Source organism: Pseudomonas sp. 18173 (assembly GCF_050432945.1).
GTDB lineage: Bacteria > Pseudomonadota > Gammaproteobacteria > Pseudomonadales > Pseudomonadaceae > Aquipseudomonas.
The window spans coordinates 330532-346302 of sequence record NZ_JBKFTN010000002.1 but is presented as its reverse complement, the minus strand read 5'-3'; the positions used below and the strand labels follow the sequence as shown (position 1 = coordinate 346302).

At 59.7% G+C, this 15771-nt stretch carries 14 protein-coding genes; 10 read left to right on the top strand and 4 right to left on the bottom strand.

Annotated elements, in window-relative coordinates:
- Window positions 1-50 precede the first annotated feature (50 nt).
- From ACLD1X_RS03705 to norR, 3 genes are all read right to left on the bottom strand, one after another.
- A complete protein-coding gene (locus ACLD1X_RS03705; protein WP_429366210.1) occupies window positions 51-509 on the bottom strand; it encodes a GNAT family N-acetyltransferase in 459 nt (152 codons plus the stop codon).
- Between the two features lie 27 nt (window positions 510-536).
- Window positions 537-1439 carry a chemotaxis protein CheV gene (locus ACLD1X_RS03700; protein WP_007970363.1) on the bottom strand — a complete coding sequence of 301 codons (903 nt, stop codon included), beginning with the start codon at window positions 1437-1439 and terminating at the stop codon, window positions 537-539.
- A 254-nt stretch (window positions 1440-1693) separates the two neighbouring features.
- Window positions 1694-3244, bottom strand: a complete 1551-nt coding sequence (gene norR, locus ACLD1X_RS03695; RefSeq protein WP_429366165.1) for a nitric oxide reductase transcriptional regulator NorR — start codon at window positions 3242-3244, stop codon at window positions 1694-1696.
- A 157-nt stretch (window positions 3245-3401) separates the two neighbouring features.
- On the opposite strand from norR, the gene hmpA reads away from it, so the two are divergent.
- The 8 genes from hmpA to ACLD1X_RS03655 all read left to right on the top strand — a co-directional run bounded on the left by hmpA (window position 3402) and on the right by ACLD1X_RS03655 (window position 11638).
- On the top strand, window positions 3402-4583 hold the full coding sequence (hmpA, locus tag ACLD1X_RS03690; protein WP_429366164.1) for an NO-inducible flavohemoprotein: 1182 nt from the start codon (window positions 3402-3404) through the stop codon (window positions 4581-4583).
- Window positions 4584-4872: 289 nt separating this feature from the next.
- A complete protein-coding gene (locus ACLD1X_RS03685) occupies window positions 4873-5382 on the top strand; it encodes a disulfide bond formation protein B (RefSeq protein ID WP_429366163.1) in 510 nt (169 codons plus the stop codon).
- An 837-nt stretch (window positions 5383-6219) separates the two neighbouring features.
- Window positions 6220-7164: a ubiquinol oxidase subunit II gene (gene cyoA, locus ACLD1X_RS03680; RefSeq protein WP_429366162.1), complete on the top strand. Its 945-nt coding sequence runs from the start codon at window positions 6220-6222 to the stop codon at window positions 7162-7164.
- A 3-nt stretch (window positions 7165-7167) separates the two neighbouring features.
- Window positions 7168-9198 (top strand): cytochrome o ubiquinol oxidase subunit I, encoded by a 2031-nt coding sequence (gene cyoB, locus ACLD1X_RS03675; RefSeq protein ID WP_429366161.1) that lies wholly within the window; start codon window positions 7168-7170, stop codon window positions 9196-9198.
- Between the two features lie 3 nt (window positions 9199-9201).
- Entirely contained in the window at window positions 9202-9828 is a 627-nt protein-coding gene (locus tag ACLD1X_RS03670) for a cytochrome o ubiquinol oxidase subunit III (RefSeq protein ID WP_429366160.1), read from the top strand.
- Window positions 9829-10167, top strand: coding sequence for a cytochrome o ubiquinol oxidase subunit IV (gene cyoD / locus ACLD1X_RS03665; RefSeq protein ID WP_429366159.1), 339 nt, complete (start codon window positions 9829-9831; stop codon window positions 10165-10167).
- 11 nt (window positions 10168-10178) lie between these two features.
- On the top strand, window positions 10179-11066 hold the full coding sequence (gene cyoE, locus ACLD1X_RS03660) for a heme o synthase (protein WP_429366158.1): 888 nt from the start codon (window positions 10179-10181) through the stop codon (window positions 11064-11066).
- A gap of 362 nt (window positions 11067-11428) precedes the next feature.
- On the top strand, window positions 11429-11638 hold the full coding sequence (locus ACLD1X_RS03655) for a hypothetical protein (protein WP_429366157.1): 210 nt from the start codon (window positions 11429-11431) through the stop codon (window positions 11636-11638).
- 110 nt (window positions 11639-11748) lie between these two features.
- Here the strand turns inward: ACLD1X_RS03655 and ACLD1X_RS03650 are convergent, their stop codons facing one another.
- Window positions 11749-13167: a PLP-dependent aminotransferase family protein gene (locus tag ACLD1X_RS03650; protein ID WP_429366156.1), complete on the bottom strand. Its 1419-nt coding sequence runs from the start codon at window positions 13165-13167 to the stop codon at window positions 11749-11751.
- Between the two features lie 147 nt (window positions 13168-13314).
- Between ACLD1X_RS03650 and ACLD1X_RS03645 the strand changes: the two genes are divergently transcribed.
- Both ACLD1X_RS03645 and ACLD1X_RS03640 read left to right on the top strand, forming a co-directional pair.
- Complete coding sequence (locus ACLD1X_RS03645) at window positions 13315-14415, top strand: hypothetical protein (protein WP_429366155.1); 1101 nt, start codon at window positions 13315-13317, stop codon at window positions 14413-14415.
- A 43-nt stretch (window positions 14416-14458) separates the two neighbouring features.
- Complete coding sequence (locus ACLD1X_RS03640; RefSeq protein ID WP_429366154.1) at window positions 14459-15739, top strand: biotin carboxylase; 1281 nt, start codon at window positions 14459-14461, stop codon at window positions 15737-15739.
- Window positions 15740-15771 lie beyond the last annotated feature (32 nt).

Genomic DNA, 15771 nt, shown 5'->3' with positions numbered 1-15771 from the left:
AGGCTGCGAGGATCCACTGTGGGAGCGAGCCTGCTCGCGAAGGCGACGTGTCAGAGCGGAACCGGCTCCCGGCGAACGGCACGCATCCCGACGCTTTCATACAGGCGCCGCGCCCGATGGTTGTCTTCGCGCACCTTCAAATCCACAAATCCTTCGCGCCGCTGCTGGAACACCCTGAACGCCTGCAACAACAGTGCGCGCCCCAACCCCCGGCCCTGAAACCGCGGGTGCACCACCAGGTTCTTGATAAAGGCACTGGTCCAGCACTGGCACACCCCCACCACGCCTTCGGCATCCCAGGCAATGAAGCACAGGGTCGGGTCATATTCCGGATCGGTTTCGAACTGTCGTTGCCACATGTCCAGCGCGGCTACGCGCCCGCCGCCGTCGAGATAACCGAACTCCATCAACCGGTGCACGGCGGTGCCCAGTTCGGGGCGGTATTCGCTCAGTTGCAGGCCGGCTGGCCAATCGGGGGGCGGCACGACGACCGAGAGGTCGCGCCGCATCAGCCAGCAGAAATCTTCACTCAACACTCAATAACCCTGTTCGGCAACCGCCTTGGCCGCAGTGATCAGGCACTGGGTCAATTCCGGCGAAGAGAATTTGGTCAGCACCGCGTTCGCCCCGGCCAGTCGTGCTTTCTCCGCATTCATCGCGCTGTCCAGCGAGGTGTGCAGCAGGACATACAGATGCGCGAAATCCGGGGTTTCGCGCAGCGTGCGGGTGAAGGCGTAGCCGTCCATCTCGGACATTTCGATGTCCGAGACAATCAGGTTGATCTGCTGCGCGGTGCCTTGCAGGTCCAGCAGGCAGTCAATGGCTTCCTTGGCGCTGCGGGCCGTATGGCATTGCAGGCCGAGGTTACGCAGGGTGTGTACCGATTGCTGCAAGGCGACCTGGCTGTCGTCGACCACCAGGATGCGCGCGTTGCCGAGCAATTCGGCGTCTTCCATGCTCAGTTCGGTCGGCGCCATTTCGATTTGTGCCGGGGCGATGCCGTGGATGACTTTCTCGATGTCCAGCACTTGTACCAGGGTGCCATCGACCGACGTCACACCGGTGATGTAGGCACGCAAACCACCGGAACCGAAGGGCGGCGGGCGAATGTCGGTGGTCAGGCAATGGACGATCTTGCTCACCGCCTGCACGTGCAGGCCCTGCTTGGAGCGGCTGACGTCGGTGACGATCAGGCAACCACCGTTCGGGTCTTCCAGTGGCCGTTCGCCAATGGCACGGCTGAGGTCGATCACCGACAGCGATGCACCGCGCAGGGTGGCGATACCTTTGACGTGGGGGTGCGACTCCGGCAGCCGGGTCAGCGGCGGGCAGGGAATGATTTCACTGACCTTGAGCAGGTTGATCGCCATCAGCTTGCCGCTGCGCAAGGTAAACAGCAGAAGCGAAAGTGAGTCTGCGCGGGCTTTGGTGGAGGACATATGAACCTTCTCTGGAAAAAGGTGGTGGGCAATCCCGGGATCGCCAATAACTTCGATGCCAGGTTATCGACTTGATAGGGGCAGGCTTTAGGGTGAATGCCTCTCATGGGTCAAACACAGGGTCATTGTGGCGAGGGGGCTTGCCCCCGTTGGGTCGCGAAGCGGCCCCAGCTTTCCACCAATCAAACCGAGTCGTTGGATTTACGACCGCTGCGCGGCCGAACGGGGGCAAGCCCCCTCGCCACTGAAAAACGCTATTTCATCCCCAGCCTCTTGGCCATCCGCCCAAGATTCGCCCGATCCAGGCCTAGCTCACGGGCCGCACTTGCCCAGTTGTTGTTGTGCCGTTCCAGGCAGGCACCGATCAATTGGCGCTGATAGTTTTCGGTCGCCTCGCGCAAATCACCGGTCACCACCTGAGTGACGGTGGCAGCGGGCTGCCCGGTAGCGGCTTCAACGCTGGCATTGGGCAAGTCCAGGTCGGCGGCGCTCAAACTGAGAATCTTCGGCCTTTCCTTGCAATTGCCCAGGGCTTTCAAGGCGCTGCGGCCAATCAAATGTTCAAGCTCGCGCACGTTGCCCGGCCAGTCGTAGGCCAGCAAGGCGGCCTGGGCGTCACTGTTCAGGCGCAGGCTGTTGAGGCCCATGCGCGAGCGGTTCTGCTCCAGGAAGTAACCGCTGAGCAGCAGCACATCGCGCCCGCGATCGCGCAGGGCCGGCACCTGTAGCGGGTAAACGCTGAGGCGATGGTAGAAGTCGGCGCGGTAACGGCCGCTGCGCACTTCTTCGGCCAGGTCGCGGTTTGTCGCGGCGATCAGGCGTACGTCGACCTGATGCTCCTTGTCCGAACCCAGTCGCTGCAGTTGACCGCTCTGCAACACCCGCAGCAACTTGGCCTGCACGGTCAGCGACAACTCACCGACTTCATCGAGAAACAGCGTGCCGCCATTGGCCAGCTCGAACTTGCCACGGCGCTCGTTCATCGCCCCGGTAAAGGCGCCGCGGACATGGCCGAACAACTCGCTTTCCACCAGTGTGTCGGGCAACGCGGCGCAGTTGAGACTGATGATCGGTTTGTTGGCGCGGGGCGAGGCGGCATGGATGGCCTGGGCCACCAACTCCTTGCCGACCCCGGTTTCGCCAGTGATCAACACGGTCAGGTCGCTGCCGCCCACCAGGCTGATTTCCTCGACCAGACGTTTGTGGGCCTTGCTCTGGCCAATCATCTCGCGACTCTGCTGGCCGCTGGCCTGGCGGTAGACCTCGGCGCGTTGCTGTGCATCTTCGACCCGGTTGTTCAACCGCTCGATGCGTTCTGCGGCGTTGACCGTGGCGGCCGCGAGGCTGGCGAAGGCTTGCAGGGCATCCAGTTCGATGGGCTCGAAGCGTTCCGGATCGAGGGCGTCGAGGGTCAGCAGACCCCATGGCCGCTCGTCGATGAACAATGGGCAACCCATGCAGTCGTGGACTTCCAGGTGATCATCGAGGCCATCGACCAGACCGTCATAGGGGTCAGGCAAGTCGCAGTCGGTGGCAAAACGGGTCGGGCCGGGGCTGCTGAGCAGCGCCTGGAAACGCGGGTGCTCGCTGACCTTGAAGCGCCGACCGAGGGTGTCGGTGCTCAAGCCGTCGACGGCCAGTGGCACCAGCCATTCACCATCAAGGCGCAGCAGGGCGGCGGCGTCGCATGGCAGCAGGGCGCGCATGGCTTCCAGCAGGCGACGATAGCGTTCGCCTTCGGGCAGTTCGCGGGACAGGTCGGAGACCAGGGGCAGCAGGGCGGTGAGCAGCGGCTTTGCAGTCATAGTGACTCCGTGTAGTCGGTATGACTATAAAGCAGATAGTGTCTTAATGACTATTAAGTAATTAACCTATTGATTTATAACGATTAAAAAGTTGGCATGGAAGCTGATAAGCATAGGGTAATTCGTTAGCAACCCTAAGAAGACCTGGAGTCACCTTATGCTGAGCGTTCAAGACCGTGCAATCGTCAAATCCACCGTGCCGCTGCTCGAAAGCGGTGGCGAAGCGCTGATCACGCACTTCTACCGCATGATGCTCTCCGAATACCCGCAAGTCCGCCCGCTGTTCAACCAGGCCCACCAGGCCAGCGGTGATCAGCCGCGTGCCCTGGCCAATGGCGTATTGATGTATGCGCGCCATATCGACCAACTCGACCAGTTGGGCGACCTGGTGGCCAAGATCATCAACAAGCACGTGGCCCTGCAGATCCTGCCGGAACACTACCCGATTGTCGGCACCTGCCTGCTGCGGGCCATCGCCGAAGTACTGGGCGAAGAGATCGCCACCCCGGAAGTGATCGCAGCCTGGGGCGCGGCTTACGGCCAACTGGCGGACATTCTGATCGGTGCCGAATCCAGCATCTATGACCAGAAGGAACAAGCCCACGGCGGCTGGCGCGGGGCGCGGGAATTCATCGTGGCCGGCAAGGTCGAGGAGAGCGCAGAGATCACTTCGTTCTACTTCGAACCCGCGGACAAAGGCCCGATCCTGGTGGCGGAACCTGGCCAGTACATCGGCATGAAACTGATCCTCGACGGTGAAGAAATCCGTCGTAACTACTCGCTGTCTGCGCTGGCGAACAACGGCCAGTACCGTATCAGCGTCAAGCGTGAAGCCGGTGGTCGCGCGTCCAACTATCTGCATGACCAGATGCAGGTCGGGGCCAGCATCCAGTTGTTCCCGCCATCGGGCGATTTCACCCTGACCGCCAGCGACAAACCGCTGGTGCTGATCAGTGGCGGCGTCGGCATTACCCCGACCCTGGCGATGCTCGAAGCCGCGTTGGAAACCCGGCGGCCGGTACATTTCATCCACTGCGCGCGCAACGGCAGCGTGCATGCTTTCCGCGACTGGATTGACGGCCTGGCCGAGCGTCACCCGCAGCTCAAGCGCTTCTACTGCTATGCCGAAGATGACGGTGTGAGCCCGGCGGCGCACAAGGTTGGCTTGTTGAGCCAACAGCAATTGAATACATGGCTGCCGGAGCAGCGTGACCTGGACGCTTACTTCCTGGGGCCAAAAGGCTTCATGGCCGCGATGAAGCGTCACCTCAAGGCGCTGGGCGTGCCGGAGAAGCAAAGCCGTTACGAGTTCTTCGGGCCGGCGGCGGCACTGGAGTAAGCGGTTGGTGCGGTGAGTAAGCCCCACCGCGGCGCCTTCTTCGCGGGCAAGCCCGCTCCCACAGGGATTTGTGTCGATCCAGATTGATGTGAACGACACAAAACCTGTGGAAGCGGGCTTGCCCGCGATTGGGTCACCTCGATCCTGAACTGAAAAAAGCCAGAAAGTTAATCCCTTCTTAACCGTCTTGTCGTCTATTCCCCCGAATCCCCCCGACACGCTCCAGACTCTCAAAGGTCCGGGCCAGCGTGTAGACTGGCGGGCACTCGAAATCTTGAAGGGAAACGCGATGAGCGATGAATCCATGCGGTTGGGGCGTGAACGGCGCTACCTGGTGTTGTTGGGCATCATTTGCCTGGCGCTGATCGGCGGTGCGTTGTACATGCAAATTGTGCTGGGCGAGGCGCCTTGCCCGCTGTGCATCCTGCAACGTTATGCGTTGCTGCTGATCGCGATCTTCGCCTTCATCGGCGCGGCCATGCGCACCCGCCGCAGCATCACGGTGTTCGAAACCCTGGTAGTGATCTGCGCGCTGGCAGGCGCAGGCGTGGCCGGGCATCACGTCTTTACGCAGTTCTATCCGGCCGTCAGCTGCGGCATCGATGTGCTGCAACCGATTGTCGATGGGTTGCCGCTGGCGAAGATCTTCCCGCTGGGCTTTCAGGTCGATGGCTTCTGCTCCACGCCATACCCGCCGATCCTCGGTCTGTCGCTGGCGCAGTGGGCGCTGCTCGCCTTCGTGCTGATCGTAGTGTTGGTGCCATTGCTGACGTCGCGTAACCGCAAAGCGCTGCGCTGAGGTCATCTGCCACACGCATTGTCCGACAAAAAAGCCCCGGTCCTCGCAGAGGGAACCGGGGCTTTTTTTGTGCTGCCGGGCACATTTCAGAGGCCAGGTAAAAAGACCGTGATGTGTGGCAGCCAAGGGTGCGACACGTGTGCGACATGTTGTCACAGAGTCGGTGTCGCAGGGCGTTCGAGGAAGCCGGATTGGTGCGCGCAAACGTAACGAAATTGGGCTGTTTTGCAGGCTTGCGATTTTTTCCGTTGCGAACACAAACAGACAGTTTTAACACGCTCTGGCGAATGGCCAGAGCCCCCGTCATATCGGGGCTCTGGCAAGGTCACGGGCAGTGGAGAGGGACCCGATACTGTCTGAACTGTGGGTGGATGACCTACTTATTTTGGTGTTTTTGTTGAGAATCAATTTCGATAAGATGCGCCACTTTTGCGAAAACGGTTAATGATTGTTGCCGGTTCGGATAAAAATTATTTCGGGATGAGACATGGTTTATGGAGCGTTACATATCTACAATCGCCCGCACTGAATTCCCGGCACTGCTCAAATCTTAACCAGGTGTGAGCAGAAACAGGGTGTCGAGAAGTCTGGTGGCTTCAGGCGATGCCCAGGTGTCGGAGTCTCCAACTATCCGCACCAAATGGAATTGGTCTGTAACAAGGCCTTTGACCACGAATTCGAATAAGAACTCGCCGCAGGCCCAGGATTTGTCGAAACGCGTCTGACGCACGACGGGCATGCCCTTATTCAATCCAAGAAAATGCCAACCCTTGGCAGGGTGAAGTGTTGGCGATCAAAACCCAACTGCATTGCGCAAGCTGCTTTAGAGGTCGTGAGATGAGTAAAAACAGGTACCCCAGACTACTAGGCTTATTGCCGCTGATCGGCACGTTGCTGCTGTCAGGCTGCAACATGACCTTGCTCAATCCCAAGGGCCAGGTCGGTCTGGACGAGCGAAACCTGATCATCACCGCAACGCTGCTGATGCTGTTGGTCGTGGTTCCGGTCATCGTCATGACCTTCCTGTTCGCCTGGAAATACCGCGCGTCCAACACCAACGCTACCTACACCCCGAAATGGAACCACTCCACCAAGATCGAGATCGCGGTGTGGGCTGTTCCGGTGCTGATCATCATTGCCCTGGGGTACGTCACCTACAAGTCGACCCACGCCCTTGACCCGTACAAGCCGCTGGACTCCGACGTCAAGCCTGTGACCATCGAAGTGGTCGCGCTGGACTGGAAGTGGCTGTTCATCTACCCGGAACAAGGCATCGCCACGGTCAACAAGATCGTGTTCCCGGCGCACACCCCGGTTAATTTCAAGATCACTTCCGACGCCGTGATGAACTCGTTCTTCATCCCTGCTCTGGGCGGCCAGATCTACGCGATGGCGGGCATGCAGACCAAATTGCACCTGATCGCCAACGAGAACGCTGAAATGGACGGTATCTCCGCCAACTACAGCGGCGCTGGTTTCACCGGCATGAAATTCAAGGCGATCGCAACGACTCAGGAAGATTTCGACGCCTGGGTAAGCGAAGTCAAAAAGGCACCTAAACAGCTTGAACAAGCTGAATACGCAGCCCTTTCCAAGCCAAGCCAGAACAACCCAGTCGAGCTCTACTCCTCGGTGACGCCGAACCTGTTCCAGACCATCGTCGACAAGTACGAAGGCATGAAACCGGGTCCTAAGGTCAAGCACGAGAAAGAAGAGAAAGAAGAGAAAGAAGTGGCCGCTACGGACATGAACTCGCATTCAGCTGCCGGGGCAGAGGAGTAAACGATGTTTGGTAAATTAAGTTGGGAAGCGATCCCGTTCCACGAGCCGATTGTCATGGTGACCATCTCCATGATCGCGCTCGGTGGTCTGGCGTTGTTCGCTGCAATCACCTACTTCAAGAAGTGGACCTACCTGTGGACCGAGTGGCTGACCTCGGTCGACCACAAGAAAATCGGCGTGATGTACATCGTCGTCGCCATGGTCATGCTGCTGCGTGGCTTTGCCGACGCCATCATGATGCGTACCCAGTTGGCCATGGCCACCGAGGGTTCGCCTGGCTACCTGCCACCTGAACACTATGACCAGATCTTCACCGCTCACGGTGTGATCATGATCATCTTCATGGCGATGCCATTCTTCACCGGCCTGATGAACCTTGCAGTGCCGCTGCAGATCGGCGCGCGTGACGTTGCCTTCCCGTTCCTGAACTCCCTGAGCTTCTGGCTGCTGGTTTCCGGCGTGGTGCTGATCAACCTGTCCCTGGGCGTCGGCGAATTCGCCAAGACCGGCTGGGTTGCCTATCCGCCGCTGTCGGGCCTGCAATACAGCCCTGGCGTGGGGATGGACTACTACATCTGGGCGCTACAGCTATCGGGTCTGGGTACGACGCTAACCGGGGTCAACTTCCTGGCCACCGTGCTGAAAATGCGTACCCCTGGCATGAAGCTGATGGACATGCCGATCTTCACCTGGACCTGCACCTGGGCCAACGTCCTGATCGTGGCTTCGTTCCCGATCCTGACCGCTACCCTGGCGCTGCTGACGCTTGACCGTTACATGGATTTCCACATTTTCACCAATGAACTTGGTGGCAATCCGATGATGTACGTCAACCTGTTCTGGGCTTGGGGTCACCCTGAGGTGTACATCCTGATCCTGCCGGCGTTCGGTATCTTCTCCGAAGTCATCTCGACCTTCACCGGCAAGAAACTGTTCGGCCACCACTCGATGGTCTACGCATCGGGCGCGATCTCGATCCTGGGCTTCATGGTCTGGCTGCACCACTTCTTCACCATGGGTTCGGGTGCCAGCGTCAACGCCTTCTTCGGTCTGGCGACGATGCTGATTTCCATCCCGACGGGTGTGAAGCTATTCAACTGGCTGTTCACCATCTATCAAGGCCGTCTGCGTTTCACCAGCCAGGTCCTGTGGACCCTGGGCTTCATGGTGACCTTCGCCATCGGCGGCATGACCGGCGTACTGCTGGCCATCCCGGGTGCCGACTTCGTTCTGCACAACAGCCTGTTCGTGATCGCGCACTTCCACAACGTGATCATCGGCGGTGCGGTATTCGGTTACATCGCCGGCTTCGGCTTCTACTTCCCTAAAGCGTTCGGCTTCAAGCTGCACGAAGGTTGGGGTAAGGCAGCGTTCTGGTTCTGGATCAGCGGCTTCTTCGTCGCGTTCATGCCGCTCTATGCACTGGGCTTCATGGGCATGACCCGTCGTCTGAACGCCACCACCAACCCTGAGTGGGTGCCGTACCTGTACGTCGCCATGTTCGGTGCGGTGATGATCGCAGTCGGTATCGCTTGCCAGCTGATCCAGCTGTACGTCAGCGTGCGTGACCGCAACAAGCCGGAAAACATGTGCGAACACGGCGACCCGTGGAATGCACACACCCTGGAATGGTCGACCTCGTCGCCACCTCCGTTCTACAACTTCGCCGTGCTGCCAAAGGCCGACGTTGTCGATCCGTTCACCGAAGCCAAGGAAAACGGCACCGCGTACAAGGTTCCGGCCAAGTACGAGCCGATCCACATGCCAAACAACACCGCGACCGGTGTGGTCATGGGCGCGCTGTTGACCGTGTTCGGTTTCGCGATGATCTGGCACATCTGGTGGCTGGCGATCGCTAGCCTGGCAGGCACCGTGATCTACTTCGCGATCCACGCGGCCCGTGATGATCAAGGCTATATGGTGCCGGTCGACGTGATCGAGCGCATCGAAGCCGAGCAGCACAAGCGTCTGGTCGCGGCAGGGAAAATCCCGGCCACTGCCACCCGTGTTGAAACCTCGTTGGAACAGGCTTAAACCATGTCGAACTTAGTGACCAATGCTGGACACACCCATGTCGATGGACATGGGCATGATGACCATCACCACGATTCGGGCGAGATGACCGTATACGGTTTCTGGCTCTACCTGATGACCGACTGCATCCTGTTTGCATCGATCTTCGCAGCGTACGCGGTACTGGTTAACAACGTAGCGGGTGGCCCGTCGGGCCACGACATCTTCGAACTGCCATACGTACTGGGCGAAACCGCTCTGCTGCTGTTCAGTTCGATCACCTACGGCTTCGCCATGCTGGCGTTCTTCCGTGGCAACAAGAAGCAGGTCCTGGGCTGGCTGGCCATGACCTTCATGTTCGGTGCCGGCTTCATCGGCATGGAGATCAACGAGTTCCACATGCTGATCTCCGAAGGCTACGGTCCGAACCGCAGCGGCTTCCTGTCCGGGTTCTTCACCCTGGTCGGCACCCACGGTCTGCACGTGACCAGCGGTCTGATCTGGATGGCGATCATGATGTACCAGGTGCAGAAAAAAGGCCTGACGGCGACCAACAAGACCCGTCTGAGCTGCCTGAGCCTGTTCTGGCACTTCCTGGACGTGGTGTGGATCTGCGTATTCACCGTTGTTTATCTGATGGGGACTATGTAAATGGCTAACGCTCATTCCCACAATGGTCATGACGACGCCGGTCACGGCAGCGTCAAGTCCTACGGCATCGGCTTCATCCTGTCGGTGATCCTGACCCTGATCCCGTTCGGCCTGGTGATGTACCCGACGCTGCCGAAGTCGATCACCCTGATGATCGTCGTCGCGTTCGCAGTCATCCAGGTGCTGGTGCACCTGGTGTACTTCCTCCATCTGGACCGCTCGGCCGCGCAGCGTAACAACGTGATTGCGTTTGTCTTTGCCGCGATCGTGATTGTCCTGCTGGTTGGCTTGTCGCTGTGGATCATGTTCAGCATCCACACGTTCATGATGGCGAAGTGAGGTAAGTCCGCATGTCCCTCAAGCACTTTATCCAAATCACCAAACCGGGGATCATTTTCGGTAACGTGCTTTCTGTGGCAGGCGGATTTTTCCTGGCCTCCAAAGGGCATGTCGATCTGGCCATCTTCCTGGCCGCCATGATCGGCACGTCCCTGGTGGTTGCCTCCGGTTGCGTGTTCAACAACTGCATCGACCGCGACATCGACCTGAAGATGGAACGCACCAAGAACCGGGTGCTGGTCCAGGGCTTGATCTCCCTGAAACTGGCCCTGATCTATGCGACCGTCCTTGGTGTCGCCGGCGTTGCGCTGTTGTACAAGGTGGCCAACCCGTTGGCCGCGCTGTTCGCAGTCATCGGCTTCATCATCTACGTCGGCTTCTACAGCCTGTACCTCAAGCGCAAGTCGGTTCACGGCACGCTGGTGGGCAGTCTGTCGGGCGCCATGCCGCCGGTGATCGGCTACGTCGCGGTGAGCAACACCTTCGACATGGCCGCACTGACCCTGCTGGTGATGTTCAGCCTTTGGCAGATGCCGCATTCCTACGCCATCGCGATCTTCCGCTTCAACGATTACCTGGCCGCATCGATTCCGGTGCTGCCAGTCAAGCGCGGGATCCAGGTGGCCAAGAAGCACATCCTGATCTACATCCTGGCCTTCCTCGTGGCGACCTTGATGCTGACCTTCAGCGGCTACGCCGGCATGAGCTACCTCGCCGTCGCCGCGGCCATGGGCATGTACTGGCTGTACATGGCCTGGACCGGTTACAAGGCAGTGGATGACACGGTCTGGGCACGCAAGCTGTTCGTGTTCTCGATCTTCACCATTACCGCGTTGAGCGTGATGATGTCCCTGGACTTCAAAGTGCCGACCGAGCTGCTGCTGACGTACGCGCCTTAAGGTTTGGATGTTGTAAAGAAAAGCCCCGCCTTCGAGAGAAGAGCGGGGCTTTTTTTTGGTTCATCACGGATTACCGGGGAAGATTGGCGTTGGCGTTGGCGTTGGCGTTGGCGTTGGTTTTGTGAGTTGTGAGCTTATCCATTTGCCGAGGTGATTCAGCGCCACCCTGGCAAATGGATAAGCTCGCAGCACTCACAGCTACAGAGCAAAAAAACTTTCCCGACAATCCGAGAAGAACCTTTTTTTTGGGGGGGATTCGTGCAAAGCAATACATATTTACCGCATCAAGGCGTTTTGAATGGGCGATAGTTGAGTCCGTGTTGAGGACCAACACGAATCAAACACTCATGCCAGGAGGCATCATGTCAACGATCTCGACAAACGATATTATCTTCAATGCCGCTATTGGCAAAAAATACTCCGAAGCGCTGCGTGCGGTTTTGTCGGAGCTTACAGGGCGTGATGTTTGCGCCCTGGGTGGCGGATACCTCGACGGTCTGATAGCTGCCCCGGAGCATGTCATTCTGCATCTGGACGATGACCAGATGATCACCTCGTACAGTTTCGATTGACAGGACGCCCCGTTTTTCGAGAGAAAAGCGGGGCTTTCAATTGGACCTTTTGCCGGGTCGAATCGCGGCTTTCTCGAGCAGGCCCGCGTTCAAGGGGCAGGAGGCGTCAGCTATTTGTGTGGTGTGTCGAGCAAGCGCAAGAATCGCTCACGCACCTGCAAGCTATCACTGTGCGCCACATTGAAGCGCAGGAACTGACTGGCATTCGCGGCTTTGCTCAGCAACGTGCCCGGCGCCAATACCATATTGTTTTCCAGCCCTTGTCGAGCCAGCGTCTCGGCATGCAAGCCATCGGGCAACCGTGCCCAGATAAACACTCCTTCTCCCGGCAATGAAGACAATGAGCACCCGGCCTCCGCCAGCCAGCCCGCCACCCGGCTGTTGGATTCATACAAGCGATCCACCGTGCGCCGCGCATGCTTGGCGTAGCTGCCATCGCTGAGCATGGTGCAGGTGATCTGCTCTGCCAGCTCCGAGGTCACCCCGCCGCAGGCCATTTTCAGCGCGACCATGCGTGCCGCCAGTTGCGGCGACAGTACGGTGTAGCTGACCCGGCTGTTGGCGGTCAGGGTCTTGGAGAAACCTGAGACATAACTCACATTGTCCAGCCCGCTGGCCGCCAGGCGCGGCGTGCGGCGTTGCTGGATGTCGCAGTACAGATCGTCCTCGACAATGTGGAAACCGTATCGGTGGCTCAACTCCACCAAGCGATAAACCTGGGCCGGACTGAACGAGTGGCCGGTGGGGTTATGCAGTGTGCTGTTGGTCATGTACAGCACGGGTTTGTGGGCGATCAGCAGTTGCTCGAACGCGTCGAGGTCCATGCCGTCGCGATCCCGGGCAATGGTGATGACTTTGGCCCCGTGCAAGGCGAGGTTGGCGTGCATGTTGAAGTAGCAGGGGTCGTCGAGCAGCACGGTGTCGCCGGGTTTGACCAGCAGGCGCATCAGCAGGTCGATGGCCTGCATGGTGTTGGCGGTGGTGATGATCTGGTCCACCGGTGCTTCGATGCCGAAAGTCGCCAGTTTGACCCGCAGGGCCTGGCGCAACGGCAGGTAACCGCCGGCCACGCCGTACTCGCCCATGCGCAGCGACGTCGCTCGCAGGGTGCTGCGCACGGCTTTCTGCAATTCTTCGGCGGGCAGCCATGAGGTCGGCAGAAAACCGCAGCCGGGGCGCAGTGCGCCGTTGTCCAGCAGCAGTGCGCGGCGCACCACGCTCAGGGTGTCCTGGGGTTGCAGGTCCGGGCCGGTGCCGCTTTGCAGCGCGGCACTGGAGCGATGCACGTAATGCCCCGAACCCTGGCGCGACACCACCAGCCCCTTGGCCCGCAAGCGGTCCAGCGCATCGACCACCGTGGATTTACCCACATTCATCAAGTCGGAGAGTTCGCGAATCGGCGGCAGCTTGGCGCCGTGTGGCAGGCCACCGGTACTGATCGCCTGGGTCAGTTGATCGACGATCTGCTGCACCAGCGGCGCGCCGGGCTGGAATTCAATGGCTTTGATGACTGCACGTTGAACCTGCATTTTACTGGTCTCTGTGGCAGTAAAGTTCGTTGGATTCTATACGAACTTGCTCTGATCAGGACAAGCCTCTCTCTCTACCATGCCCTTACAGACTTTTCTGAGTGTCGGCCTTTCAGGCGGGCATTCACCCGGTTCTTGAGGTGTTGCATGAGTGTCGAAACAACGGTCGCGGTGGCCAAGCCGGTCATTAACCTGCGCTTGTTCACGATCCGGATCATCACCGCCGTCTCGCTGTTCGCGGTGCTGGGCAAGGCCAACGTCTGGCTCGACACTGCCACCAACAGCATCCTGGCCCTTGGATACCGCGCCTTGTTGCTGCTGTTGCCCCTGACGTTACTGGTGCTTGGCCGCCGTTCCCTGAGCGTCACGCTGCTGTGTGCCGGCCTTGGCCTGGTGTTGCTGGCGCTGACCAGCAATCAAGGCATGGTGATGTTTGCTGCTGCCCTGTTTGCCTACGGCATTGCCATTGCGGGTTACCTGATCAAGAGCGAAGCGGCCCAGACCAAGGAAGGCGCAGCCTACAACCGCGTGGCCATGAACATGGGCAGCCTGGTGGCGGGTTTGATCCTGCTGTCGCCGCTGCTCACACCGACGATGTTTTTCCTCGGCGCGGCGGCGTTCGTGTTGCTGTGCCTGCCGATCGCCCTCGGCGCCACCTTCACCAGCGAGCCGGTGGTGGCCCGTCCAGCCAGCCAGGTCGGCAGCAGTTGGGGCAATAAACTGCCCTGGGTGATTGCCGGGATCATCATGGGCATCAAGCTGTTCGGGGTGTTCTCGATCCTGCCGCAGGCGATCCTGCTCAAGACCGGCGAGCTGCCCACCTGGTACGGCTTGATGCTGATCCTCAACAGCGCCGTGGTGGTGTTCGCCCAGGTGCCGGTGATGAAACTGATCGAGCGCACCGGGCGCTTCAAGGTCGTGGCAGTGATCGGGATCATCGTCGGCGGCTTTGCCGTGCTGTCTTCGCCAGCCGCGTTCCGCGTCGAAACCCTCGCCGGGGCGCTGATCTGGGTGGCGCTGCTGTCGATCGCCGAATGCGCCTTCAGTTACCTCGATTACTTCTCGGTCAAACAAAACAACATGTTCGTCAAGGAAGTGTCCCTTGGGGTAGGGGCCGGGCTGACCGTGTTGATCATGCGAGTGGTGCCGGCACCGTACAACGCGCTGGTCCTCGCCGCCATCGGCGCCGGCGGGATCCTGGCCTGGTACTGGCTCAACCGTAAATCCAGCGTGTCGCTGCATGACTGAGTCAGCACCGTTGCGGTTTTCACTTGGCAGGTCGGGGGCATCAATGAATACGACTTCATGCGTAGTAGTGGTCGGTTACAACGGCAATCGCGTGCACGACATCCAGAAATTGCGTGAGCTGTGCAAGTCGCTCTACAACGCCAGGCTCATCCTGCTGGTCGAGAAGATTCAGCCCCATGACGATCAGGTGGCCGATCACGTCTGCTGCACTTCGCTGGCCGAGAAAGACATGGCAGCGTCCCTTGAGCTGGTGGTCGGGTGCCTGAATGCCGACCGCTGGAAGCTGATCGGCGTACTGCCGTTCTCCGACCGTGGCGTGCTGCTCGGTGCCGCGCTGGCCAGTCACTTCGGCTTGCCGGGCATTACCCCCGGCGAAGCCCGGGCGGGCCTGGACAAACAGATCTTTCGTCGGCTCGAAGCGGCGGCCGAATCCTCCCCGGAAGAGTACCGGCCGGTGTTTTCCGCTCGGGTCGAAAGCCTGCCGGAACTGCGTCAACGCGTCGTCGAACTGGGCGGCAAGGCCTTCATCAAGCCCGCGTGCGAAGGCGCGAGCCGGGGCTGTCGCGTCATCCATCATCCTTCGGAATGCGATGACGCCTGGCTCGCCCTGAAACCTTACCGCGAAGGCGGCATCGTCCTTGAAGAGCTGGTGCAGAACGCCCGTGAATACAGTTGGGACTGCGTGGCCGGCAGCACCTGGGTCACTGAAAAAACCACCACCGAAGGCGCCTATCGCGCAGAGATCCAGCAAGTCGTACCCGCACCGCTTCCGGCGCAGGTACAGGCACGTTTAATGGCAGCCGGTCGGCATATGGCGTCTTTGGTGTCCCTGGACAATGGCGCCTGGCACAACGAAGTGTTCCTGCGCAGCGACAACCTGACCTCCGCTGTGGAAACCAACATGCGCCCCGGCGGCATGCACATCTGGGACCTGGCCAAACGCGCCTTCGTCAATTTCGATCCGTGGGAACGCTGGGTGCGCTGGGCGGTGGAAGGCAAGACCGAACAGCACCAGCCAGTGGCTCGCGGCTACTGCGGTATTCGCCTGCTCAGGGCGCCCGCCGGCGGCATATTGCGCTCAACGCCCGACATCCAGGCCCTGGCTCATGCACTGCGTATCGACCTGGTGGAAGGGCAATACGCCAAACGTATCGGCGACTCGGTCAGCGCGCTGGTCAAGGACAATTTCTCATTCATCGGCCACATCGTGTTGTTCAACGAACACTACGGGCAACTGAGCAACGACCTGTTGCGTCTGGCCGAGGCAATTGAGGCACGCACTGAAGTGACTTGCCTGGCACCGGCCACCCGCGCGGTGTGTTGAGCCAGCAAGCAGCCGTTTTGCATTACTGATTA

Bases quoted from the DNA above. Each gene is read 5' to 3' on its own strand.
- ACLD1X_RS03705 (WP_429366210.1), bottom strand. From the start codon at position 509: ATGCGGCGCGACCTCTCGGTCGTCGTGCCGCCCCCCGATTGGCCAGCC.
- ACLD1X_RS03700 (WP_007970363.1), bottom strand. From the start codon at position 1,439: ATGTCCTCCACCAAAGCCCGCGCAGACTCACTTTCGCTTCTGCTGTTT.
- norR (WP_429366165.1), bottom strand. From the start codon at position 3,244: ATGACTGCAAAGCCGCTGCTCACCGCCCTGCTGCCCCTGGTCTCCGAC.
- hmpA (WP_429366164.1), top strand. From the start codon at position 3,402: ATGCTGAGCGTTCAAGACCGTGCAATCGTCAAATCCACCGTGCCGCTG.
- ACLD1X_RS03685 (WP_429366163.1), top strand. From the start codon at position 4,873: ATGAGCGATGAATCCATGCGGTTGGGGCGTGAACGGCGCTACCTGGTG.
- cyoA (WP_429366162.1), top strand. From the start codon at position 6,220: ATGAGTAAAAACAGGTACCCCAGACTACTAGGCTTATTGCCGCTGATC.
- cyoB (WP_429366161.1), top strand. From the start codon at position 7,168: ATGTTTGGTAAATTAAGTTGGGAAGCGATCCCGTTCCACGAGCCGATT.
- ACLD1X_RS03670 (WP_429366160.1), top strand. From the start codon at position 9,202: ATGTCGAACTTAGTGACCAATGCTGGACACACCCATGTCGATGGACAT.
- cyoD (WP_429366159.1), top strand. From the start codon at position 9,829: ATGGCTAACGCTCATTCCCACAATGGTCATGACGACGCCGGTCACGGC.
- cyoE (WP_429366158.1), top strand. From the start codon at position 10,179: ATGTCCCTCAAGCACTTTATCCAAATCACCAAACCGGGGATCATTTTC.
- ACLD1X_RS03655 (WP_429366157.1), top strand. From the start codon at position 11,429: ATGTCAACGATCTCGACAAACGATATTATCTTCAATGCCGCTATTGGC.
- ACLD1X_RS03650 (WP_429366156.1), bottom strand. From the start codon at position 13,167: ATGCAGGTTCAACGTGCAGTCATCAAAGCCATTGAATTCCAGCCCGGC.
- ACLD1X_RS03645 (WP_429366155.1), top strand. From the start codon at position 13,315: ATGAGTGTCGAAACAACGGTCGCGGTGGCCAAGCCGGTCATTAACCTG.
- ACLD1X_RS03640 (WP_429366154.1), top strand. From the start codon at position 14,459: ATGAATACGACTTCATGCGTAGTAGTGGTCGGTTACAACGGCAATCGC.